At 37.7% G+C, this 23,854-nt stretch carries 27 protein-coding genes and 2 pseudogenes; all 29 read left to right on the top strand.

The features are described 5' to 3' along the window. The first annotated feature begins 270 nt into the window (after window positions 1–270). The 29 genes and pseudogenes from EVJ48_02885 (at window position 271) to EVJ48_02745 (ending at window position 23,853) form a co-directional block, all read left to right on the top strand. Window positions 271–456 (top strand): hypothetical protein, encoded by a 186-nt coding sequence (locus EVJ48_02885; protein ID RZV39884.1) that lies wholly within the window; start codon window positions 271–273, stop codon window positions 454–456. Window positions 457–505: 49 nt separating this feature from the next. After that, a complete protein-coding gene (locus EVJ48_02880; protein ID RZV39883.1) occupies window positions 506–1,072 on the top strand; it encodes a hypothetical protein in 567 nt (188 codons plus the stop codon). Window positions 1,073–1,219: 147 nt separating this feature from the next. After that, complete coding sequence (locus EVJ48_02875) at window positions 1,220–1,471, top strand: hypothetical protein (protein RZV39882.1); 252 nt, start codon at window positions 1,220–1,222, stop codon at window positions 1,469–1,471. Between the two features lie 25 nt (window positions 1,472–1,496). Beyond that, window positions 1,497–1,688, top strand: a complete 192-nt coding sequence (locus EVJ48_02870; protein RZV39881.1) for a hypothetical protein — start codon at window positions 1,497–1,499, stop codon at window positions 1,686–1,688. A gap of 2,408 nt (window positions 1,689–4,096) precedes the next feature. Continuing rightward, entirely contained in the window at window positions 4,097–4,807 is a 711-nt protein-coding gene (locus tag EVJ48_02865) for an RNA-directed DNA polymerase (protein RZV39880.1), read from the top strand. Window positions 4,808–4,869: 62 nt separating this feature from the next. Further along, complete coding sequence (locus EVJ48_02860; GenBank protein ID RZV39879.1) at window positions 4,870–5,736, top strand: hypothetical protein; 867 nt, start codon at window positions 4,870–4,872, stop codon at window positions 5,734–5,736. Then, window positions 5,736–6,506 carry a hypothetical protein gene (locus EVJ48_02855; GenBank protein ID RZV39878.1) on the top strand — a complete coding sequence of 257 codons (771 nt, stop codon included), beginning with the start codon at window positions 5,736–5,738 and terminating at the stop codon, window positions 6,504–6,506. Before EVJ48_02860 ends, EVJ48_02855 begins: the two co-directional genes overlap by 1 nt. 275 nt (window positions 6,507–6,781) lie before the next feature. Next, window positions 6,782–7,318 carry a hypothetical protein gene (locus EVJ48_02850; protein RZV39877.1) on the top strand — a complete coding sequence of 179 codons (537 nt, stop codon included), beginning with the start codon at window positions 6,782–6,784 and terminating at the stop codon, window positions 7,316–7,318. Window positions 7,319–7,413: 95 nt separating this feature from the next. Next, complete coding sequence (locus EVJ48_02845; GenBank protein ID RZV39876.1) at window positions 7,414–7,632, top strand: hypothetical protein; 219 nt, start codon at window positions 7,414–7,416, stop codon at window positions 7,630–7,632. Next, on the top strand, window positions 7,629–7,826 hold the full coding sequence (locus EVJ48_02840; GenBank protein ID RZV39875.1) for a hypothetical protein: 198 nt from the start codon (window positions 7,629–7,631) through the stop codon (window positions 7,824–7,826). Before EVJ48_02845 ends, EVJ48_02840 begins: the two co-directional genes overlap by 4 nt. 61 nt (window positions 7,827–7,887) lie before the next feature. Next, window positions 7,888–8,091, top strand: coding sequence for a hypothetical protein (locus tag EVJ48_02835; protein ID RZV39874.1), 204 nt, complete (start codon window positions 7,888–7,890; stop codon window positions 8,089–8,091). 31 nt (window positions 8,092–8,122) lie between these two features. Further along, the gene (locus tag EVJ48_02830; protein RZV39873.1) at window positions 8,123–8,671 is read left to right on the top strand and encodes a hypothetical protein; all 549 of its coding nucleotides are present in this window, start codon (window positions 8,123–8,125) and stop codon (window positions 8,669–8,671) included. 283 nt (window positions 8,672–8,954) lie between these two features. After that, window positions 8,955–10,310, top strand: coding sequence for a hypothetical protein (locus tag EVJ48_02825; protein RZV39872.1), 1,356 nt, complete (start codon window positions 8,955–8,957; stop codon window positions 10,308–10,310). Continuing rightward, the gene (locus EVJ48_02820; protein RZV39871.1) at window positions 10,303–10,869 is read left to right on the top strand and encodes a hypothetical protein; all 567 of its coding nucleotides are present in this window, start codon (window positions 10,303–10,305) and stop codon (window positions 10,867–10,869) included. The genes EVJ48_02825 and EVJ48_02820 overlap by 8 nt, the downstream gene beginning before the upstream one ends. 56 nt (window positions 10,870–10,925) lie before the next feature. Continuing rightward, on the top strand, window positions 10,926–11,624 hold the full coding sequence (locus tag EVJ48_02815; protein ID RZV39870.1) for a hypothetical protein: 699 nt from the start codon (window positions 10,926–10,928) through the stop codon (window positions 11,622–11,624). Next, entirely contained in the window at window positions 11,572–13,179 is a 1,608-nt protein-coding gene (locus EVJ48_02810) for a hypothetical protein (GenBank protein RZV39869.1), read from the top strand. The genes EVJ48_02815 and EVJ48_02810 overlap by 53 nt, the downstream gene beginning before the upstream one ends. A gap of 32 nt (window positions 13,180–13,211) precedes the next feature. Continuing rightward, window positions 13,212–13,391, top strand: coding sequence for a hypothetical protein (locus tag EVJ48_02805; GenBank protein ID RZV39868.1), 180 nt, complete (start codon window positions 13,212–13,214; stop codon window positions 13,389–13,391). Window positions 13,392–13,739: 348 nt separating this feature from the next. Beyond that, window positions 13,740–14,015: a hypothetical protein gene (locus EVJ48_02800; GenBank protein RZV39867.1), complete on the top strand. Its 276-nt coding sequence runs from the start codon at window positions 13,740–13,742 to the stop codon at window positions 14,013–14,015. A 40-nt stretch (window positions 14,016–14,055) separates the two neighbouring features. Then, a complete protein-coding gene (locus EVJ48_02795; GenBank protein ID RZV39866.1) occupies window positions 14,056–14,559 on the top strand; it encodes a hypothetical protein in 504 nt (167 codons plus the stop codon). A gap of 51 nt (window positions 14,560–14,610) precedes the next feature. Beyond that, entirely contained in the window at window positions 14,611–15,120 is a 510-nt protein-coding gene (ssb, locus tag EVJ48_02790; GenBank protein ID RZV39865.1) for a single-stranded DNA-binding protein, read from the top strand. Window positions 15,121–16,050: 930 nt separating this feature from the next. Beyond that, window positions 16,051–16,839 carry a hypothetical protein gene (locus EVJ48_02785; GenBank protein RZV39864.1) on the top strand — a complete coding sequence of 263 codons (789 nt, stop codon included), beginning with the start codon at window positions 16,051–16,053 and terminating at the stop codon, window positions 16,837–16,839. A gap of 26 nt (window positions 16,840–16,865) precedes the next feature. Then, window positions 16,866–17,321: a hypothetical protein gene (locus EVJ48_02780; GenBank protein ID RZV39863.1), complete on the top strand. Its 456-nt coding sequence runs from the start codon at window positions 16,866–16,868 to the stop codon at window positions 17,319–17,321. 12 nt (window positions 17,322–17,333) lie between these two features. After that, complete coding sequence (locus EVJ48_02775; GenBank protein RZV39862.1) at window positions 17,334–17,912, top strand: hypothetical protein; 579 nt, start codon at window positions 17,334–17,336, stop codon at window positions 17,910–17,912. A gap of 44 nt (window positions 17,913–17,956) precedes the next feature. Then, window positions 17,957–18,931: a hypothetical protein gene (locus tag EVJ48_02770; GenBank protein RZV39861.1), complete on the top strand. Its 975-nt coding sequence runs from the start codon at window positions 17,957–17,959 to the stop codon at window positions 18,929–18,931. Window positions 18,932–18,965: 34 nt separating this feature from the next. Beyond that, window positions 18,966–19,725 (top strand): annotated as a pseudogene (locus EVJ48_02765) (hypothetical protein). Further along, window positions 19,725–20,258 carry a hypothetical protein gene (locus tag EVJ48_02760; protein ID RZV39860.1) on the top strand — a complete coding sequence of 178 codons (534 nt, stop codon included), beginning with the start codon at window positions 19,725–19,727 and terminating at the stop codon, window positions 20,256–20,258. The pseudogene EVJ48_02765 and the gene EVJ48_02760 overlap by 1 nt, the downstream one beginning before the upstream one ends. An 80-nt stretch (window positions 20,259–20,338) precedes the next feature. Next, window positions 20,339–20,962, top strand: a complete 624-nt coding sequence (locus EVJ48_02755; protein ID RZV39859.1) for a hypothetical protein — start codon at window positions 20,339–20,341, stop codon at window positions 20,960–20,962. Between the two features lie 54 nt (window positions 20,963–21,016). Then, window positions 21,017–23,068: pseudogene (locus EVJ48_02750) on the top strand (SAM-dependent methyltransferase). Then, window positions 23,056–23,853: a hypothetical protein gene (locus tag EVJ48_02745; GenBank protein RZV39858.1), complete on the top strand. Its 798-nt coding sequence runs from the start codon at window positions 23,056–23,058 to the stop codon at window positions 23,851–23,853. Before EVJ48_02750 ends, EVJ48_02745 begins: the two are co-directional and overlap by 13 nt. Window position 23,854 lies beyond the last annotated feature (1 nt).

The following is a 23,854-nucleotide window of genomic DNA, read 5'->3' as shown; positions in this document are numbered from 1 at the left end:
TTTGGCACGCCTTGCAAAGCAAAAAGTAAATTTTACTCCGCAAATGTCTCCGACGGTAAAAGGGCGATAAAAAAAAAGCAAAAAAAAGTTAAAAAAAAAATTATTAAAAATAAAAAAAAAATGAGGAGGTAGAGAAAATGGATAGGTTAATCGGAATAAGTTTAATAGCTTTAGATTTTAGTTTGGTAGTTTTTAACCTTTATCAGTTAGCACATTTAATTTAATTAAGTTTAATTTTAATGCCTGCATAGGCAGGCAAAGGAGAAGAAAATGAAAGAAGAAATTAATTACGAAGAAATTAATTACATTAGAGAAAAATATAAAGGATTTTATTTATATTTTGATCTAATGGATTGTGTTGAAAAAGTAAACTATCTTTTACTGCCAGAAGATGAATTAAGTTTTTTGTATGAGTGCAGGAAAAGATACGAAAATGAATGGTACAAGTTTTTTTAATTTAACCGGCGGGGCTAACAACCCCGCCATAAAGAAAGGAGAATAAAAAATGAAAGCGGAAATCTTAAAAGAGAATTTAGAAAGTTTTTTAAACATAGCAATCGAAGAAATTAATAACGATGTTATCAACCACGATTATTTATATGATACTTCTATAAAATCTTACATCCTTGAAAAATTAGTACAAAAAGCGGTCAATTATCCGCAATTTTTGAACCTGCAATTTTCAAACGAAAAAGACTTCAATATTTTTAACAAAAATCTTACGGGCGAAATATATCGCCTGTTCCTTACTTTAGCACGAGCGGCGAAAGCTTATAATCCATTAGCAAAAAATAAAATTGAGAAAAAACTTGAAAGGGCAATAATAAGCTTTTTAGATTTAAAGGGAGCTTCTACAGTATCTTTAAACCAGCCTGTAAATCAAGACGGGAAATATACGGAGTTAATGGATTTAATACCGTCTAAATCTTGGACGACATACGAAGAAAGCGGCGGATTATTTGAAGATGAAGACGACGACGAAACCGAAGAAGAGATAAAGATTAAAGCTAAATATAACAAAAGACAGCCGGAGCAAGCAGCCGGAACTTTACAAATGGAATTTGCATTTTAGCATTTTATTTAACTTTAAAAGCCCCTCTTTTGAGAGGCGGGGGCATTATGAAAACGGCAACTAAAGAAAAAATAGAAACGGCGGAAAGCATAGGGTTCTTTATGATTTTATTAACGGCTTTATTTTTTATTTAACAGGGGGCTTATTATGGACATATTAGAAAAAATTACAAAGACGAGCGGGAACGAATGCAACCGCTATATAAAAAAAGCATTGAAAGAAATTGACAACCCGAAACTAAAAGCCTTTTTAATAAAGAAAAACGAGGAAATAGAAGCCTGCAAAAAAGAGGATGTGCAGGCGCAAAAACGCCTTGAAACAAAAAGAACGGTGAGGGAGTTTTTAAGAATCCAAGAAATTAAAATATTTACTTGGGAAAGCCATTTCAAAAAAAATTAACTTTAAACTAAGGTGAGATTTTAAAATGGACATTTTAGAAAAACTAGTAAAAAAAGATAAACAGATAATTTTAACAATATCGAGAGGGCAAGGGCAAGACTTGGAACTCGATATATACACAAAAGGGGGTTTAACGATTACAAAGACAGATGAGATGATGTTGAAAAATATCAATGTCTTTGAAATGTTGGACAGGGAAGATTATATTTTAAATTAATTTTAAAAAAATATTTAATCCCCGCCGTTTTCCTACCCTGCGGGGATTAAACTTCGCTATATATAATAAAGGAGAGAATCGGGCGGCAGCGTCAGCGGGTCGCTCCCCTGACCGACGGTCAAGTTAAGTAGACCGGATAACCGATTCTCTCTTTATTAATTTTAAAGGAGAATAAATGAAAGCTAAAGTTTGCAAAAAATGCAAATTTAATAAAGAATGCGAGGGGCTACCCGAATATTTTTCCGGTTGCATCGACTTTGAAGAGCAAGACGAGGTAAGCGAGATTTTAAACCAATATGGAGCTTGCGACTGAGGATAAAAAGCCCCGTGCGGGTTTTTTTATTTTTTCGCAGGGGGAAGGGGAAGACCCCTCCCCCCTGCACCCCTCACCCTCTCTTTTTCCGCAGTATTCGCCTGCGTCGCTTATTTTATTTTTTTGGTTCTTTTCCAGAATTTTTTTGACTATTTTGATTTTATTTTTTTCTTTGATTTTATTTTTTTATTTTCGCAGGGGGGAGGGAAGGGGATGCCCTTTTTTTCCTTCGGCGGACTTTTACAAGTTCGACCGACACGTTTTCAAAAAAGCGTTTATTGGTAATAACGTTTTTAAACAGCAACGCCTGCGGAAAAAAACCCCTCCCCCTTCCCTCCCCCCTGCACCCCCCACCTATTCCCCAGCCCACCCGGAATCCACCTTATGAGCAGTACAAAGAATTGAAACGTCGCGTATTTATAGAAACCTTTTTTCTTTTCGTTCCTCGTTCGCCTTGCGGCTCTCTTCGGACGTTCTTTTCGTCCCTCGTTCGCCCTGCGGCTCTCTTCGGACGTTTCTTTAAAAACTAATAGTGGGGCGCTGCGTCGCACGCTCCTTGCGCCCGTCTGTTAGGCAAAAATTTCACAGGCGGTTTTTAACGGAGAATTTGACAGGCGGGGAGGCGGAGGCTTTAGGAGCGCAATATCAGATGACGGCGTTTTTAACTTCGATAAATATTTCGTCGTCCCCCGCCTATCAAATTTTCCTAAACCGCCTGACGGGGAATTCGACAGGTTTGCTCACAGGCTTCGGCGAATAGTTTTTTAACTTGGATAGTTATCTCATAACGTCCGTCCTGTGACCAACCTGTCGAATTCCCCTTGAAATTTTTTTACGGCGACGACGGCTCGGGACAAACCTATTCCGAAAACGGGCGCAAAATATTTTTGTATGGGGCTGTCCTCTGGGGGCTTCTTTTAATTGTGATTTTGCGCCCGTTTTCTCCCTTATGTCCCGAGCCCAGCAAGCTTTGAATAACTACTTATTAAAAGCATTGGAGTCTCCGCTACGCTCCGACAGAAGCAGGGGCGGGCGCAAAAAGCAAAGGCCGCCCGCCCCGTTGTAATTATTTATTAGAGCAGGGGCAAAACTTTTTGAAAAAAGTTTTTCCCCTGACCCCTTTTCAAAAACTTTTATTTTTGGGGGGGCTTTCTTTCGTTTTCTCACCGCAGAAATAAGAAAGAAAGCCCCCCAAACCCCCAAAGAAAGAAAAAGGCTCGGATTTGCACCCCAGCACGTTTTAATTTTGCAACTGCATAGACCGCCTTGCTTGCCCGATTGCATTATAGATTAAATTTTATGTTTATAGGCGGGCAAGCTCGGAGCGGCGGAGTTGCATTTGTGGAAAAATTATAAAAAGCCTGATTAAGAAATGAATTATCGGTAAATTTTAGCTATATGGAAAAATATTACAGGCGGGTGAATTTTAGCATAATTATAGTCGCAACTTCGCTATTTATATATAAGGAACAGTAAAGAGGATACGAATTATTAAGATATCAAAATAGACAGTAAAAAGGTAAACAACTTGACTTTTGCAACGGTTGCGCTGGTTCGGCGCAACATGTTAATCAGGTTAGGCTTTTTCAGGACAAGCTTCGGCGCAACGGTTTATCTTTAGTCCGCAAGGCTACAGGTTAGAAACAAAGCCTTTCGCCTTTGTTTTTATAGGCGGGCTCACGCTTTACGGAACTAAAGAACCACCTCTGCCGCCCCGCTTACTTAAGTGTCTATAGGGGCGGGATAGGCTTAAAAAAGCTAATCCCGCCCCTGCTGAACGAATACGCAGAATATTATATAAGGGATAGTAAAAAGAGAAACATAAACGGTGCTCAACGGTTCTTCCGTTTCGGGAGAATAAGAAAACCAGATTTATATATTTCAAATTGCGGTCATAGATGGCGGTATTCAGCGGCGAACTCGCCGATTAGCGTATAAGCGGGCTTAACGCTCTTCGTCCGCTTAATCCCGACATCCATACCTTTTTTAAGTATCCCGACGAGTTAAAAACTTCGATAATTCCGAAATTTCCGCAGGAATAAAAGCAGTATTTTCGCTATATATCAAAGCTAATTACATTTAAAGGGGGTTTTAGATGTATAAGGTTTTTGAAATTCCGAAAAAAAACGGGGGAACGAGGCATATCGAAGCTCCAGACCCGATAACTAAAAAGAGGCAGAGGGATTATCTGGAATATCTTTGTAAGGCTTATCCGGCGAGTCCTTATACGCACGGATTTACGCCGAACAAAAGCATAGTTACGAACGCCAAGCCGCATACGGATAAAAAATGGGTTTATTCCGTAGATATAAAAGACTTTTTTCCTTCGGTTACTCTTGAGAAAGTCAAGGCTTTAGGCTTTAAGCTCAAATGGGGTCTTTGTTTTTACGATTTTAAAGACGGAAAAGGCAAAAGGCTTCCTCAGGGAGCGCCGACGAGCCCCTATATAGCAAATTTATATTTAAAAAAATTCGATTATAAAACCGCCAAAAAATTAGCGGGGTTTAATATAGCATATACGAGATACGCAGACGATATAACTTTTTCGGGAAACGACTATAACGGCATGGAAAAGGCTTTGTCTTTCATAATCAAATTACTGAACAGATACGGGCTTGAAATAAATTATAAAAAAGTAAAGAAAATGCCTTTTTGGAAAAGGCAGTATGTATGCGGGCTTACGGTAAACAAAAAAGTCGCTTTGACGAGGGAAACGAAAAAGAAAGTCCGGGCGGAAAAACATCGGGGAGAGGTCTCTTATTTGCAGAATTTCGCAAATATGGTCGGAAAGCAGGCGGGAGTATAACTTCGCTAAATAAGCATAAGAGGTTAACCGTCCGCCGTGCGGACACGACAAAAGGGGTCAAAATGTTAAACGGTTTATTCGTAAAAAGTTTAAACATTGCAAAGGAAAAAACCAGAAATCTTTTAAAGCAAGGCGAAGAAAACGGATACAGGACGACGATAGGTTTGCCCGCGGATTTGGACAAATGGGACATTTTAAACCTTAAAAAATATTATAGGAATTTCACGGGACGGGAAATATCCGACAAAGAAATAATAGCAAACAGGCTTACCGACGGCGGAAAGTTTACGAGATTTATCGTAAAAAAAGCGAAAGAGGCGGGATATCCGTTTACGGCGGATTTCGAGTTATACGCATCCGGCGCATACGACAGAAAGACGGAATTTATTATATCCACTAATCCGGCTGATTTATTAAGCCCTTCGGATTTTTCGTCTTATAAATCCTGTTTTGCCGACGGGGGTTGTTATTCTCACGGCGTTCCGAAATGGGCATTAATGCCCGGAACGGCAATTTTATTTTCGCAGAACAAAGGAAAAAAGACGAGCAGGGCTTGGCTTTATTTTTACGGTAAAGACGGCAGAAAGGGTTTTATGGTTTTCAGGAATTACGGTTCGCATTTCGACGAAGAGGCGATGAGGCAGGAAATAGCTAAATTAATAGGCATAGAAAAATACAAAATTAAAGAATACGGGGGCGTAGGTTCTATGCACGGAACTTATATCGACCCTTTTACAGCGCTCAGGGAATTTACGGGAACGGCGGAAAATTTTAAAACTTCTACCGTAAAAGAGGCTTTCTTCGATGAGCTGGAAAATCAGTTATATATCTGTCCGCTTTGCGGAAAAAAAGGGGAGCCGATAAGTTATCGTATAGCCTGCTGCGGTTCGATGAAAGAGGCTTTAGCGGGTTACAGGAGGGTCGCATAATGATTAAAAAATTCCTTACGGCGTCTAAAAAAGAAATTTTTTATCAGTTCGGCAGGTCTTTCAAAAACGGGATTTACGGAAGAAGGGTGTATTTTTACTTAAAAGGAAAATATACGGACGTGCTTTTTAACGCCCACGTCGATACCGTGAAAAAAGACGGCTCTTTCGATTTAAGAAAGCACGGAGACTTGATTTACAATAGAAAAGGCGTACTCGGGGCGGACGACAGGGCGGGCGTCTGGATAGCGTATAACCTCGCAAAGGCGGGGGCGTCGGTATTGCTCACGGATTACGAAGAAACCACGAAAGAGGGCGTATGCGCTTTTTGCGAAGATTTTAAAGAGATAAACCATAAACTTTTCGTGGGTCTCGACAGGAGGGGCTTCAGAGAGTTCGTGAATTACGGATATGCAAACGACGGGATAAACTATATTTTTAAAAAGTTGGGGTATAAAGAAAAAACAGGCACTTATTCCGACGTCGCCATGCTTACCGAAAACTTTTCGAGATTTAACGTCAACCTTTCCGCAGGGTTCTATAACGAACATACCTCCGAAGAATATTTGAGTTTATCGAGCATGAATTTTACTCTGAACAGATGTTTAAAACTTATAAATTTCCAAATTCCCGATATAAGAATAGAAAATTATCCGGCGGATTTTCGGGAAGGATTTTTTGAATACTACGGCTATCCGATGGAAGAAGAGGATTATTTAAACAGGAAAGAATATCAAGAGGAATTAATAAAGCGGTTCGGTCTCGGCTTTTAAAAGTCCGCAAGTTCGCTATATAAATAAGACGGTATGAAGAACGAAGCATAATGGAATACGGCGGTCGTTCCGAATCGGGACGACGGGAAAATCAGGATAAGGACGGGTTCAGGTTTGCTCCACAGCTCGCGTCCTTTACGGAATTCCTAAAGAAAAAGCGGTCAGGCGGGCGTATAAGCAATTCCGACAAGGACGTGAGCCCGTTACGCACTTTAAGCGTCTTAATAAAACAGCAAATTAACTTTAAACGCCTTTAAAGGCAAAGGAAAGTGCAGATGATTTTTTCAAACACGGAATTGAATTTGCAAAAGAGACTGCTTCCGAACGGTTCGGAGGAGTTTTTCGTAAAGCTACAAGGGGAAAGCGATATTTCTATTCCCGTAAGCAAAGAAGCAGTTTACGTCGACGACGACGGCGAGGACAGTTTAAAGGGTCTCGCCAAATTAACGCTGTCGATATCTTCGGTGGGCAGGAGGATAATAACTTTATCGCCGTCCGGCAACGATAAGAATTTCGCAGTTCTTTCGTCGGAGAGCGATAAGTCCGGGGACGGCGATATTACAGTCTTGTCCGGCGGGAAAAAAATAATGTCGGAAGGGAACGTGTCCGTTATCGAGTGCGACGATACCGCCGAGTGCGTTATCGCCTTTAAAAAGAGCGGCTATAAGACTGGGTTATTTATCATTAAAGACGGTCAAAAAATCTATTTAAGAAACAGGGAAGTATTAGGCTATTACGAGAGCGCGGGCGAGGCGTTGCCGATATACATAACTCCCAACTTAAACGGGGGGTGCAATATAAGCCTTAATTAAAGTTCCGGCGGGGGCATCTCACGGGATGCATCCCCGCTTTATTTTTTCGTCGGCATATTGAAAGAGCTTAATTTATATAAAACAAAGGTGAAATTATGAAAATAAACGTTTATATATACAAAAACGATAACAGCATAGGCGTTGGAAAAGACAAGAGCGATATATTAATATCTTATGATTTTTTCGGACGCATGAGGATATATAACAGCTGCGGATTTGAATATATAGGGATATATCAAACAAAATTAACAAGCTGGAAAGAAATTTTAAAAGAGGCAAGAGATAAGTTTTTAGAAAAAGGGGGATTATCATGACGAACAAAGAAATCGAAAGAATACTGCAGGAGAATTATCTTTCGCGGGAATTTGAAATTGCAGAAATTAACGAACATTCATTGTGCCTGAATGTTTTTGATAACGAACATGCCGAAAAACTTAAATGTTTCGTAGTTATAGATATACAGAATCAATGTATATTTTCACTGTCCGGGTGGATGCCGTCCGTTTAAGTCCCTGCGCCGATTTATTAAAAAAAACAACTTCGCTATAGATATAAAGGGGGTGAACAAAATGAGATACCAAGTATATCAAAAAGCCGAAAACGGGAATTTTATTTTATTAGGCAGGGCGGTTGAAAACATCGAGGACGATGAGGTATATTTTGCATACGAAAACGGCGAAGCAAAAGCTTTCGAGACGAGGGAGTTTTACGATATTTTCGGTAAGCCGTTTTTCGTGCTTGTAAATGCCGAAAAATGCGCCGCAAGCCTATAAATACCGAAAAATAAAAAATTCGGAGGCAGTTATGACGATTACCAATCAGAAATTTGAAAGTATTAAAGAGTTAATAGAAAGCTACCTTTTCGACGATAGTTTTCAAAGCGATTTTATTTATTTTAGCGATAAGGCTATAAGAGAATATATCGAAACTAAAGTCGGCGAAAGCCTTTTACGGTCCGGAGATTTATTTTCCGGAAATTTCGAAAGGAAAGTTTTAAGAGAAATCAAAGAAAAATTCCTTAACCTCTTGGAAGCTTTAAATAAGGAAAACAAAAGGGCTTCAGATTTAACGGTTAATGCCGTAAACGCTCTAAGGGAATTTAAAAACAACGGGGTTTGCGAAATATCGGCCAATATGAGAAAAAATTTGTCCGAAGAGGAGTCAAGCGAGCTGATAGACTTTATTCCCGATTCCGACTTTTTCAAACTGGAGGCAGGCGAAGAATACGACGACGCCGGACTTTTCGGTAATTGTTTAGAAGGCAACGATAAGGTTTATATATCCAGCAGAAGAGCGTACAAAAAAAATGAAAAACGGATTAAACAGGAACCCGTTCAACCGCTTTTATTTTAAATAAATATAAATTTGCTATGTATTTGGAGGTGAAATTATGGATTTAAGCAAAATTAACGAAAGAATCGATTTTCTCGAAAGCATACCGTATTGCGGTGATAAAGACGCAGACGAGGACGTGGACGAGGCGCTGATGCAGGCGTATTTCGACCTTGCTCAAAATCTTTGCAGGTTGAACGTGTATTGACATAATTTCTTAAAAGTGTTAAAAAAAATAACAGACTTTCGCGGGACGGCACCCCCCGCCGTTTCCGCGAAAACAAATAAACAAGGAGAAAAAACGATGGAAAACGCCGCGAAAAATGAGCCGGAAAATATACCGGCCAAAACCAATCTCGATTTAATTAAAGATTTGTACGACAAAAGAAAGGGCGAGATAGCTAAAATCCTAAACGACATGCTGGCTCCGGACAAGCTGTTTATGGTCGCTATGACGCACATAAGGAGGAACCCGATACTCGCGCAGTGCGACAGGGACAGTTTCGTGAACGCAATTGTCGAGTCGGTACAATTAGGACTCGATTTAAATCCTGTCTACGGCTATGCTTATCTCGTGCCGAAGAGAAAAAACGGAAAGCTCTACGTCGAATTTCAGCCCGGATACAGAGGGCTTATAGAACTTGCGAACAGGTCGGGCAAGGTCGCCGATATTTTCGCACAGATAGTTTACAGCAACGAACATTGCGACATTAAATACGGTTTAGATCCCGATATCGACCATAAGCCCAAGTCTCCTTCCGAAAGAGGGGATATAGTCGGGGCATATGCGGTAGCAAGGCTTACTAACGGCGTAAAGAGATTCGAGTATTTATGGAAGGAGGAAATAGAAAAGATAAAAAAGAAGAGCGAATCCTTGAAGAGCGATAAACGCGAATATTCGCCATGGACCACTTCCGAAGAGGAGATGATTAAGAAGACCGCGGTGCGGCGTCTCGGCAAATGGGTTCCGTTGTCTCCGCAGATGATGAAAGCGTCGGTCGAAGACGAATGCCGCGAAGCAGGAATAGATATGGGAGACGTTATTCCCGCATATGCCGAACCGGCAGGTCAGGAATCCGCAGGTTCGAAAGTAACGCCTATACGTCCGCAGAACGGACTCCCCGAATCTGCCACTGTCACGGACGACGGCTGTTCGAAAGACGGGGATTTAAAAAAAGACGCGGCGGCGGGACAGAATGAACCGACGGCAGTTAATCCGGAACTTGCAAAGAAAAATTTCGAAACCGTCAAGTCTATGCTTGAAGAGTCTAAAACACTGGATGAACTTAAGGAAAACTGGACTTACTTTTATAAAGAGCTTAAATCTAAATTTTCGGAAAGAGAAATAGCCGATATGGAAGTAATCAAAAACAAGGTAAAAGATAAACTCTTCGACGCTCCGCCGGATACGGAATCCGAAAAGTGCGGACAGGCTCCAGCCGGACTGTTTAGCGATAACGGAAAAGAAGCGGACGATTCGGGACGCAAAGACGAAATCGAAGAAATAATCGCCAAATTCAACGCTGCAGGAACCGAAAAAGAAATTACCGGCATCTGGAAAGACTCCATGCACGTCATAACAAAGCTTAAAGAGGACGACCTGGACAGGATTATGAGGGAGAAGAAAAAAAATATCGCGAGGGTCAAAAAAAATGCATGAGCTCATATTCGACAAAGAAAACCATCTGTATTATTGGGAGGGGCGGCTCGTCCCGTCGGTCACGGAAATCCTTAAAAAGAGCGGCATTATAGATGACCGCTTTTTCAAGCCGGGTTCCGCCGAAAAGGGAACGCGCATACACGAGCTGTGCGAGCAGATAGCAAAAAGGGAAGAACCGGACGAGGAAAACGGATACACGAAAGCTTTCAGGAAATTTCTCGAAGATACGAAGATAGAGCCGGCCGAAGTGGAAACCAGCTACTATTCCGAACTGGATTTTGCCGGCACGATGGACATTATAGCGTTATTCCGGGGGGAGCTCGTCATTATAGACATAAAAACGGGAGCGTACCAGGAATGGTGGCCGCTGCAGCTGGCCGGATATTCCATGCTTATAGGCAATAACGATATCCGCAGGTTCAGCCTTGAGATAAAGAATACCGAAAAATACAAATTTACGGAGTACAAGAATCGGGAAGAAGACGCCGCAGGGTTTATGAGTGCGTTGGAAACTTATAATCAGCTTTACAGGGGCGGTTTTATCGCGGATTTTTGTTAATTATGCGGCGCCGGCAGGCGCGTGACTGACCCTTCACGCAATATAAGGAAGCTTAAATTCAAAAAATTTATAGAGGTTTAATCGTGAAAATATGTATATCTGGTCCGGCTTGTTCCGGAAAATCCCATTTTATCAATAAGATGAAAGATAAGTCCTTCGTGACGGGCTATCCGGAATTCTCCCGCAAGGTATGGTCTGATTTTCCGGAATACAGGACGCCGCTTAAGGCCTTCAGGAAGAAAATCTGCGAACTGCAGACCGATTTAGAATCCATACCGCTGATAGGACGGTACTCGTGCGGAATCCACGACAGGGGTATTATGGACAACCTGACGTTTTTATACATGCAGGACGAGGAGCTTTTCGAAAAGGAAATCAGAAGAATTGCAAGGCTGTATGATTCCGGCAATATAACGCCCTACGATTTAATAATATATTTCGACTTGGACATAACCAGAGGCATTACGCCTTTAATAAAAAAGGCGCTCGACGACCCCCTGCGGGGCGCGACTATAGACGTTAAAAATTACGCGAGCCACGTCGTCCAGTTCAGGAACGCTTTTATAGAAGTAAAAAACAGGTTTAACTATCTTAATACGGACGTTAAGTTTATAATCGCCAGGCCGACGGCCGCGGACATGGACAAAAGGAACGAACTGGCGGAACATTTTATCGTTAATTTTTTCGAAAGGAGCGAAAAAAATGCAAAATCGGGAATTAAAAGAATTTTTAGGCCGTTTTCCGGAAACGTTTAAAATTACCGTTAACGGCACGGATTTCGGCATTAAGGGCGATTTTTCCTTAGACGGCGCGGAACTGAGAGGCGTAATAAATTTAGTTTCCGCCGATGCGGCAGCGGTCAAAGAAGACATCGGTATAAAAACGTCTTCGCCGGGCAAGAAAATGCCTTCGAAATTTAAAAATTTACGGGACGGCATGCTGTCCGACATAATGACCGGGATGCCGAGGCAGGATTTCATGAAAAAGTACGGGGCTTCCTACAATACTTTTATCAGATACAGGGCAAAGGCCTGCGGATACCGGAACAAGACCGTAGCGGACGAAAAAGAAAAACATAACGCAAAAAAGGAACGGATAGACGGCCATAAATCGGAAGTAAAGCGCAACAGGGAAAATATAAAAAACGATATCCTGGCCGGAATGCCTAAAGAAAAGGTTATCGAAAAATACGGCATAGGCATAGCGACTTATAACCGCAGGAGAAGGGAAGCAGAAAGCGGGAATAAAGGCATTCCCGCAAACAATTCTTCCGAAGCGGGACCATCCGGCCATGCCGGCGCAAACGGAAGCGACTTAGTTAAGAGGATTTTTACGGAGGAAGAAAGAAAAAGCATAGCGAAAGAATTTTTGTCCCTTGCAGACAGGTCGGAAAAAGACGTAATAGAGATAGCCGGTAAATACGGAATAAAATATAAAACCATATATTACTGGGCGAAAAAATACGCCGGTGCCCTGAATATGCCTTATGTAAGAAATAGCGGCGGCCAAGGCTTTAAAAAAAGAATGCGCGAGCAGACGGAGCGGAAGGAAAAAATTATAGCGGCCGTAAATGCCGGAAAAAGCAGGGAAGAAGCCGAAAGCGAAATAGGAAGTATTTCGAAGCGGTCATGGTACAGATACGTAAGGGAAGCGAAAATCGCAAAAGGAGAAGCGGTAACGGAGTCTAACAGGCGGCCGGTCAGGCTGAACCGCGATAAAATCATGGCCGACATTAAGTCTGGAATGCCGGATAAGGAAATTATAAATAAATGGAGAATTTCAAGGACGACGCTTAAGCGCCATAAGTTCCGCGTTTACGGCAAAAGTTCGGGAAACGACGAAGGACGGATAACGCCGTGCGCCGCGGTTCCCGAAATATTCGGGGACGGGAGTATAGAAAAAATCGAAAAGGCAATGAAAGACCATGCCGGATTAAAAAGTTTTTCGGCGGAAACCGGAACTGGAAAAGGCGGGTCCAGCGCGGGACGGCACATGAGGTCGGTAATTAAGAATAGAGAGAGAATAATTAGCGAGCTGGTAAACGGAATGCCTAAAAAAGAATGCATGTTTAAATGGAAAATAAGCGAAAGGCTGTACGACGACCTTAAAAGCATCGCCGTCGCCAGAAGCGCGGAAGAACCGGAAAGAACCGCGCCGCTTCTTACGGTATCTAAAGTCAGGCTCGAAAGAAGCAGGTCTATAATAGAAGAACTCAACCGCGCTGAAGACAGGGTTTATAAGGAAACGGGCGATTATAATTTCATGCTCATAAAAAAAAATTCGAATCAAACGAGCTCCCTGAATCCTTAAGAGGTTTTGCCGGACGCACGGGAGAGGAAATATTGGACGTCCTGAGGAAAATGAGAGCCGGCGTTAAAAGGATAGAGGAAGAACTTCGAACAGGAACGGGATTTACGGCAGGGGCAAATATAGAACTGAAAAAAATATATAAAAACAAAATCAAATCAATCGAGGAGCTCATAAGTGGATATAAGCATACGCAGGATAGGAAACAGCCTTAGCTACTGCCAAAGCTGCGGCGACGGTTTAAAAGGGCACGGAAAATATATCGTCAAAGACGAAAATAAGACAATTAAGGTTTTATGTATTAAATGCTATAAAAAATACCGCAAAGAGAAACTGTATCCGAACTAAACCGTCATCGCTTAAAAAAAATGTTTTTAAGCAGACGGAATTTTAACTTCGCTATATAAATATAAGAAAAATAATTATGAAATATTTTAGAGGCAAAAACAGTCTTTAAAGCAAGTAAAATAAGGCGTCGTTAAGGTTTTTGTCCGTAATCGGGACACTTTCTATCGGGACGCCAGTAAACATAAGGATTTGAACCGTAAAAAAGAGGTAAAAAAATGGACTGGGATATCATAGAAAAATTATGTCTGTATCTGATTAACAGGGGCATTAAAAAACTCAAAAAAGAAATAGAATTTTTAAACGCCGACGGTTCGTTCGACGTTTACCTGACGGTTGAGGCGATATTTTACGAACCGGACGCCGTTCCCGACGAAAAGGCCGCGTTCTTTTTTAGGGAACTTAAGCTTCAGTTTGGGGAAAAATTTCCGGTTTTGTTTGAAAGAGCTGAGGCAGCTGCCGGAAATAAAAACAGTTTTCAAAAAGCGGCGTAATTTTAAAATATAAAATAAAAAATAACAAAGGAGGCTTAAAATGGGAACGGTAGTATCTTTAAAATGCGAAGAATCAATGCCCGCAGCAGAAGCTATAGAAATCGACGTCGCCTACGAAATCGAAACCAAACGGGATTACGACAAAGCAAGGCTCGATTTATACGAGCTAGGCAAAATAGAAAAGGAAATAGAGGCGTCGCACGAGCCGGCGGTAAAAGAAGCCGCCGCAAAACATAAAAATCTCGTCAAAATGAGGGACGCCGCAATAAAACCGTACGAGGACGGCATTCAGGAGCTTAAAGGCAGGATGCTTGATTTCGTGCTTCTTCATCCGGAAGTTACCGACGGCGTCCAAAAGAATACCAGAGTAAAGGTTACGGATATAATGGAGCTGATAAAAGCCGTGGCTGTGGGAGATGTTCCGGTCGAAGCGCTAATACCCAACGAGAAATTCATACTCGAAAAAGCCAGGGGATTAAAGGAGAATCTGGAATATCCCGGCATAGACGTTTACGAAGAAAAGTCGATTATAAACAGGCTGTGAGCTATAGAGGACATTAAAGAAGATAATTAAAATAACTTAAAAGGAGAAATCATGGGAAGCTTAAACAAAGTTCTATTGATAGGCAATCTTGGAAAAGATCCGGAGCTAAGGTATACGCCGGAAGGTTTAGCAATTTTAAAATTCAGTTTAGCTACAACGGAATATTTTAACGATAAATCCGGCAATAAAACGGAAAAAGCGATTTGGCACAACATTGTAGTTTTTGATAAGCTGGCAAGTACTATGTCGAATTATCTTAATAAAGGTAAGCAAATTTTCGTAGAAGGCAGGATTAATAACCGCTCTTACGACGACGCCGAGGGCAATAAGAAATACATCTCTGAAATAATAGCAAACAATATTGTTTTGATAGGCAGAAAAGAAGATTCGCAGGGCGGACAAGACGATTATTATGATGAAAAACCGCCTCAGGCGCAAACACAAAGACAAATGTCAGGAACAGCACAGAGGACGCAAACGCAAAGCGGACAAAAATATCAAGCGCCGCAGCCAAGCACTGGCGATGAGGATGACATCCCTTTTGATAATAGCCCTGTTTAGAGAAAAAGCAGGGCTACCCCGTCCGTAAGGGCGGGGATTCTATGTAAAAAATATCAAAAGATTAGAATGTTTTATTTATTGAAGGAAGAGATAGAAATTTGATAGAATAAAAATAGTTTCTTATAAAAATATAAAAAAACAATAAAAATTATATATTTATATTATGTATAAAGCTTGAAAATTCAAGTAGCCATTTCCATTAGCAGTGTCAAGATTATTATTAATATAGTTTCAGCAAAACTAACGGAGGTGGTAATTATGTTAATTGTTTTAAAATTTATTTCATTCATTCAGAGTTGCAGATTAGCGTTCGTGTGGAGGTTCTCCTGGGGAGATAAATTTGCAATTTTGGAATTATCATCAATTTTATGGCTACTTGAAAATTCGAGACGAACGTTCGGAGGTTCGATTCCTCCCCTCCACACCATTATAAATTTTAAATAATTTTTATCTGGTATATGAATCCCAAATATAATCCGAAAATATTACAAAAAGAAGTAGAAAGATTATATAACCTCGCAACTTTCACTATAATTGTGTCTGCACTTGTTTTTTTTATTATTGGAGCAATAATAACGCTTTTCTTAAAATTGTATTATATTTTTTATAAATTGCCCCAACCGCATTATTTATCTGTTGTTATATATATAATTTCGATTTTAATCGGATTAGGTATAGGTTTTGAAAGAAGTTTCAGGTTGAGATTAGAAGCACAAAAAATAATATGCATTATGAGCATAAAAAATGATACGGAATTAATATTAAATTTTTTAACTGACACGGATAAAGACAAAAAAGATGAATTGACAGGATATAATCGCGATGATAAATTCGTTTTGGAAAGCGGCATTAAAGAAATAAATAAGGAAATAGATAACATATAATTAATCATTTTGTCCGGTTACCGGACAAAATAAAACCTTAAATTTCATGGATAAAAATTCCTTAATCGATAAAATAACATCTTCTATTAAATCCCAGCTATCGGAAAACGGGCTTTTATATAACAAAATTTTCGTTTTCATTGCGGACAAATTCTATAACAGCATAAGATATAAGACTTATTTTTCTAATTTAAACGGAGCTTTCAGGGAACTTACGGAAGTTATAGAAAACGGATACAATATAGACGATTACGAAACCGTTGCCGATTTTATAAACGACTATCCGGGCTACGCGGGTTTATCGAGAATAGACGAGGTAGAAAACTTAAACGAATCGCTTAAATTTAAAATCGACAACGATATAAGTAGTATCGTTAATTTAGATATAGCGGGCTTAAATCTCGACGACTACGATTTTACGTGTTTAAGGCAGGCGGTTTACGATAGATTAAAAGAAGAAGGACTTACGAGCGAAAATATTATAGAAAAAATCGTAAAGCCGGCGCCGTTTAGAGAAACTATTCTTAAATACGAACGCAGTGCGGACAGAATAGAAGAAAAAAGAGAATTGTCGAAGCGGGAAGCCGAAGAAATAGAAATTCAAGAAGATTTGATAGCGCAGGCTATATACGAAGATTTTGAAGAATTGAAGGGTAGAAAAGAAAAATACGGAAAAGACGATGTAGATGAACTCCGAAACGCCTTAAGCAATTTGTTAGAAAAATTCGGAAGAGACAAGGTTAAAATTTTCATAAGGTCGATATATTTCAGGAAAAGCGTTGACAGGTCGATATTGGAAGTTCTTTTTCCGGAGAACTTCGCTATAAAAATATAGTAAAATATTTATATAGGAGGCTAAAAATGTTTGAATCTTATAAACTCAAAAAAGCAAAGGCTAAACTTGAACTTGAATCAGTAAATAAACAACTTCGAGATATTGAGATACAAAAGGAGAAAGAACGATGGGAGCAGATGCCTCAGTGGGAAAAGAATATTGAAACAGAGATTTTAAGAGATAAATTAGGATTATCAAACGGGAAAGAACATAGTCCAAAATATTCGGCAATAATGGCGGGCATTTGGACTATAGTCATTGAAGGGACGATATTTGCCTTTCTTTATTTAGTTTTTGTTTGGTCTGCACCACCACCTGAGCCTGTATATTATCCGGGTAAACATTCATATGCAGTGACAGCGCTTAATTCTCTGTTGAATAGCAACGGATTTTTTATATACGGAATAATCGGGCTTTTGTTAAGCTCATTATATGTGTATATAGAGTTGTACGATATTTATAGGCGTGGATATGGGCATTAGTCGCATCTACCATTGGCTAAAACAGGTGAGTTCCACGGTGTCAATCACCCCAAAACCGCATTAGACTTAGACGGCGTTATATTCGACTACGAGAAAACTTTCCGGAAGAAAGCCGCAGAACTTGGTCTAAATATTTCAATAAAGCGTCCTGAAATTTACAATATGGCCGAAAGATACGAGATTACGGCGGAGCAGGTATCCTTAATCAATGCAAGAATTGACTTTTCCGATATGGAAGTTTTTGACGAGGTTATAAACTTAAAGCATCATATTAAGGATATCAAATGCTTTATAACGGCAAGCCCGAAAGAAGCTTTGCATTTAAGAAAATTAAACGTATCTACAGTATTCGGTAAAGACATTCCCGTATATCATGCCGACACGAAAGAAAAACATAGAATTATTTCCGAGCTTGGAATAAGATATTTCATAGACGATTATAATTTGGCAATTCACCATATAGAATTAAACTGTCCTGAGTGCAACGCTTATTGGCTCAATAGAGGTTATGGGGATTTTAGTTTGCCGGAGCCGGAGAATAAGATAAATAGTTTGACGGAATTTTTTAAGAATATTAAAAAAATATCATGAATATTCAAAAAGTAATAGAAAAATATGTTAAGTAAGTTTTGAAAATGAATAAATGGCTTGTTACAATATTAATCTTAATATTTGGTGTGATTCCTATAGGGATTGTATCATGTATTCTTGCTTATAATCTTATATCTGTATTGCATAATCTAGGAAATTCAAATTATGTTGATATTTTATTTAGCGGTTTTGCCGCATTTGGAACGATTATCTTAGCAACGGCAACCTTTATTTCATTGTTTATAACTCAAATTAAAGATGATAAAAAGAAAAAAGAAATATTAAATCAGTTGAACATAGCACATTTAGCGGATATTAAAGAAAATTGTCTTAAGCCCATGTTAGGGTTAATTAATGATTATTATAATAATTACTGTATGTTTGAAATATCGGAAGAATCTAAATTTAACGACGTCTGGCTTCAAAATGAATTGGATTATCCGACACATTTTTGGGATGAGAAACTTGTTTACGGCGGCATTAATTACAATGCTATTGTTAATAATAAATTATATAATGATCTTGAGTATCATAAAATAACTAAAGGCATAGTCCATGAATTTCATAATTTTTTAGAATTAATTATATCAAATTGTATGCAATATAAAGAAAGTCTTAAAGAACTATTTATAAAAATAAAAAATTATGAAGAATTTAAACAACTTGTATTAAGAATCGAGCAAAAGGATAAAGCTAAAAATACGATTTTATCAAATGATACAAAATACGATTATATAAGGTTGATTATTATTATATCTTTAGGTTATCCAGATATAGAATATGTTTACCAAAATTATTTTAAGATGGCATACAATATCAGAGAATATGAAAATATAAAAAACATAGGTAATTTTTATAAAGAAAGTAATGAAGTGAAAAAAATTTTATTATTAAAAAATGAAGTGAAAAGTAATTATGAACCGTTACGTAAAAAAATAATGCACATATTGAATTATGAAGATTTACTTGATGAATGTGATTATTTAAAAATAAAACACAAAATAATATTCGCTGAATAAACATTGTCGTGATTTATATTAAAAATTCTAAATTATGAGTTCATTTAAAGACATTGCGTTTCAAATATTGAAAGAAGCCGGCAAACCTTTGCATAGCAATGAAATTACACAAATAGCCCTTAAGAAGGGTTGGCTTAAAACTGCAGGTAAAACGCCAGAAGCTACAATGAACGCGCAACTTATCGTCGACGTAAATTCTAAGAAAGAAAAATCCCGCTTTATTAAAACCGCTCCTTCAGTTTTCTGGTTAAATGAAAAACTTAAAGATTTAAGCATTAAAGAGACAAAGAAGTCCGAAAATATCTATAAAATTTCAAAAGACGTTTCGACAAAACAAAAAGGCGATATAGCCGAAGCCAGAATTGCGGAACTTATAATGCTCTATGGAGATACTACATTGTCATGCTATAAACCTATTTCCGACGATGAAGGTATAGATTTAATAGTCAAAGAAAAAGGCAGTTTAAAGACGATGTATATTCAAATTAAAAGCCGTTTCGGCGATAATCCCGATAAGATTTTTACGGCTAACGTTAAAACTTCTTCTATTTCGGATAATTATTCAATGGCGGTTATTTTTTGCTTTTTCGATACTGAAGAAGGCGACTTATGGGATTATATCTGGTTTGTTCCTGCTCCGGATTTTATTAAATTAGCCAATAAACTTGACGGCGGAAAATCTCTCGGATTTGTTGCCGGACGAAAGAAAAAAAGAGTCTAATAAGTGGGATAACTATTTAATAGACAAAAGAAGCCTTGCTAATCAAATAATAGCTCAAATGAAAAGAGTTTGATGAATAAAATTATAATAAAAATATTTATATTTGCATTTATTTTGTTTTCTGCAAATAAGGTTTTTGCTTTAGGGATTTTTAATATCCCTTACAACCAGTCCGACTCTAACTTTAATAAACTCGCAATGCGGGTGTATAATTCCGACAGTCCTTATACTTATACCAGTGGAGCTTATACCTATAACGCCATACCTATAACGACGACTATGTCAGGTTGCAAGCTGATAAGCATAATAAGACGCACGCAGGGCTTTCCGAAACCGGCATACTGGGCAATAGAAAATTATAAGATATGCAACGGAAATATTGCAGAGGTTAAAAATACCAATATGGCGGGGAGGGATAATTTGCCAAAAGGAATTAAACCTGTTATAAATAATACTATCCAAGAAGCAAGGCAATACGGCAAAGCGACCGCTAATTATTACGGATACAGGATAATAGCAAAGACGGGAGCTTACGTCGGGACGGTATTCGTTTATGTGCTTAACGGGATAAAGTTAGAAGCGATATACGAAGACAGACGTTTATAAAGCCAAAGGCTTTATGGTTGCCGAAGTGGGTTTTGAATTTAAAATAAAATTAATTTTAAAATGCAAAAAAAGAGGATTTTATGAATCTATCTCTTCTAATTCTGGAATATATAAGAGCAATTCTTTCGTGGCCATTAATAACTATCGGCACCGTTATTATTTTTAGAAAAAATATCAGTGTTTTTTTAAATAAAATAACGGAACTGAAATTTGGAGATATTGGAATTTCAGCTAAAACTTACTCCGAAAGTTTGGAGATGCCGGAAACATTATCTGATAAAAAAGAAAAAAAAGATGGATTTTCTGATATATTAGATAAGAAACAGGTTGAAATTATACCTGAAAAACTCGATGAAAATAAAATGGCCGAAATACAGTCCAATTTAAATCTTGCTAAACATTTCATATTCAATGAAATTTATTTTAATTACACTGAAATAATAAGTTATATTGATAAGTTGCTTGGTATGTGGCCATTTTTTAAGAAACAACGAGATTTAATGGCTATGTCTCTTGAACAAAAAGTCAATTTGCTTGTAAGTAATAATAAACTTGACTCAAATGCAGGAAGGGATGTTTTTAATTCATATTCTTATTGGTTTAACAATAAAGATAGAATTAATTTGATAGAAAACAATGATGAATTATTAGGAAATTACACTACGACAAAGCGATTAATAATATATTTAAAGTCCTTAACTTAATAAGAATAGAGAATTTACTATAAATTAGCCTATAGATATAATAAATTAAAAACTATGAATAAAATTCTAAACATCATTAAAGATTCTAATTACAGTTTCTCATTATTTGAGAAATCCTATATAGAGGAACTTGAAAAGAAAATAACAATAAAAGACGGTAAGCCTTATGTAACTTGCCTAATACGCGATAAAGAAATCGTTTTAAAGCCCGAAGAAGTTGTCCGTCAACTTTATTTAATGAAACTTATTAGAGAATACGGCTATCCTAAAAATAGAATAGTACTTGAACATCCAATACATTTTGGCAGGGAAGTAAAATCAGCCGATATTGTTATTTTTGATAAAGACCGTCCGACCGTTGAATATATCATTGTAGAAATAAAGAAACCAAAACTTCAAGACGGAAAAAATCAGCTCCGTTCATATACCAACGCGACCGGAGCGCCTATTGCCGTCTGGACAAACGGTGGCGAGATTTCGCGTTATAACCGTAAAGACCCAAATTATTTTAATGACATTACCGATATTCCAAAAGCAGACCAAACGCTTGAGGATATTCTAAAAGAAAGATTCACTCTTAAAGATTTGATTATCAAAGACAAAATTCCCAATGAAGGAAAATCCCTTAAGTTTATTATTCAGGAAATGGAAGACGAAGTCTTGGCAAATGCCGGCGTGGATGTTTTTGAAGAAGTCTTTAAACTTATTTTTACAAAACTATATGACGAATTACAAAGTAAAAAAGATAAAATGCGCATTGAGTTTTATCTTGAAGATCGCTTAAGCGAAGAAGACCTCGGAGATTATAATAAAGTAAAAGAAATTTTAAAAGAATACGATGATACTAATTCGAGAGTGCTTGAATTTAGAAATACAGGCCAATCCGAATCGGAACTGAAAAAGAAAATTCAAAAGCTATTTGACGAAGCTAAGCTTAAATGGCCAGGTGTTTTTGACGAGACGAGCCAAATTCAGCTTTCCCCGTCTCATCTGTCTATCTGTATTTCCAGCTTGCAGGACATCAAACTTTTTAATTCTAATTTACAGATTATTGACGAAGCCTTTGAATATTTAGTCAGTAAATCGGCAAAAGGGGAAAAAGGGCAATATTTTACGCCCCGCCATGTCATAGATATGTGCGTTAAAATGCTTAATCCTAAACCTGGCGAATATATGGTGGATACCGCCGCTGGTTCTTGCGGGTTTCCAGTGCATACTATATTTCACATAACTGGTCATCTTTTTAAAAATGCCGATATTCCTGAAGAAGAGAAAGAAAATGTATTGAAAATTTTTGGGATAGACTTTGACGAAAAGGTAGTTAGGGTAGCCCGAACCTTAAATCTAATAGCGGGAGACGGAAATACTAACGTTTTACATTTAAACGACCTTGACTATGAACGATGGAACGAAACCGTCAAGATTAGGGAATGGTACGATATATATGGAGCAGGGCTTAAAAGGCTTGAAAAGTTGCGAAAAGATACATCTTCATATAAAGAATTTAATTTCGACATTCTTATGGCTAATCCGCCTTTTGCAGGGGATATTAAAGAATCCCGAATAATTCATAAATACGAACTCGGATATAACGAAAAAAATAAACCAAAATCAAAAGTCGGCAGAGATATCTTATTTATTGAAAGAAACATTAACTTCTTAAAACCCGGCGGGAGAATGGCGGTAGTTTTACCTCAGGGTCGTTTTAACAATACATCGGATAAGCAGATTCGCGAGTATATAGCCGAAAAATGCCGCATTTTGGCGGTAGTTGGATTGCATGTAAACACTTTTAAACCGCATACGGGAACAAAAACAAGTGTTTTATTTGTTCAAAAATAGAACGACGACCCTAAAGCCGGTCCTCTCTGCCCGAAAGTAGAAGACTACCCGATTTTCTTTGCTGTTTCGGAAAAATCTGGTAAAGACAATTCAGGGGAATATGTTTTTATAAAGAACGGCAACGGTCAGCCGAAATTAGATAAAAACGGACATCTTATTATAGACCACGACCTACACAATCATAACGGCGAATTGCCGGACGGCGTTGCAGAAAAGTTTATAGAATGGGCAATATCGGAGAATTTATCCTTTTGGGAAAACTAGTTAATAATATTAATAGAAATTTTTATTTTAATAAATTGAAAATGTTAAAAAATAATATTAAAAAAAAGCTATCGAATATTAGCTATGTATTTTACTCGATTACACCAATATTAAAAATTGTATTTAAATTAATATATTTTTTAATTTTTATAAGTCTGCCAATTTTTTTATTATATTATTGGAATTTTAAATATGTAAGTAAAATTATTTATTTTTTAAAAATATCTTGGTGGCCATTAGTTACTGTATTTGTAATCCTATTGTTTAAGGATAACATTGGTAAACTAATAGATGAATTAAACGAGTTATATATTTTTGGAAACAAGGCTAAACGAGATAAACAACCACCGAACCAAGAAATATTATATAATAAAGTGGATATAAAAAAAATTGAAGAAGTTTATGAGCAATCCAAAGAAGATATTATAAAGAATTTTAGCGATAATGTAAATACATTAAAAGAACAATTAGCCAATAAGGAAATTGAGCTTGATTTTGAGCGAATTTACAATGTTATTTATGGCAGCCAAATATTCATCTTAGATTATTTAAATGTTTCAAATGCTATAATTAGCTTTGATCAAATAAATAGATATTATAGAGAGACACAAAACAAACAACATCCTTTTTTAAATAATATTGACATTTCACAATATTTATCTTTTTTAACCAGTTCACAATTATTAGAATTAGCAGATTTAAATAATTATAGAATAACCAAAAAGGGAAAAGACTTTATAAAATATATCAAAGAAAGACAATATAATCTAAATAAACCATTTTAAT

The sequence above is a fragment of the Candidatus Acidulodesulfobacterium acidiphilum genome, assembly GCA_008534395.1.
GTDB classification, from domain to species: domain Bacteria; phylum SZUA-79; class SZUA-79; order Acidulodesulfobacterales; family Acidulodesulfobacteraceae; genus Acidulodesulfobacterium_A; species Acidulodesulfobacterium_A acidiphilum.
The sequence above is the reverse complement of the archived record's forward strand: the minus strand, read 5'-3'. Positions and strand labels throughout refer to the sequence as shown.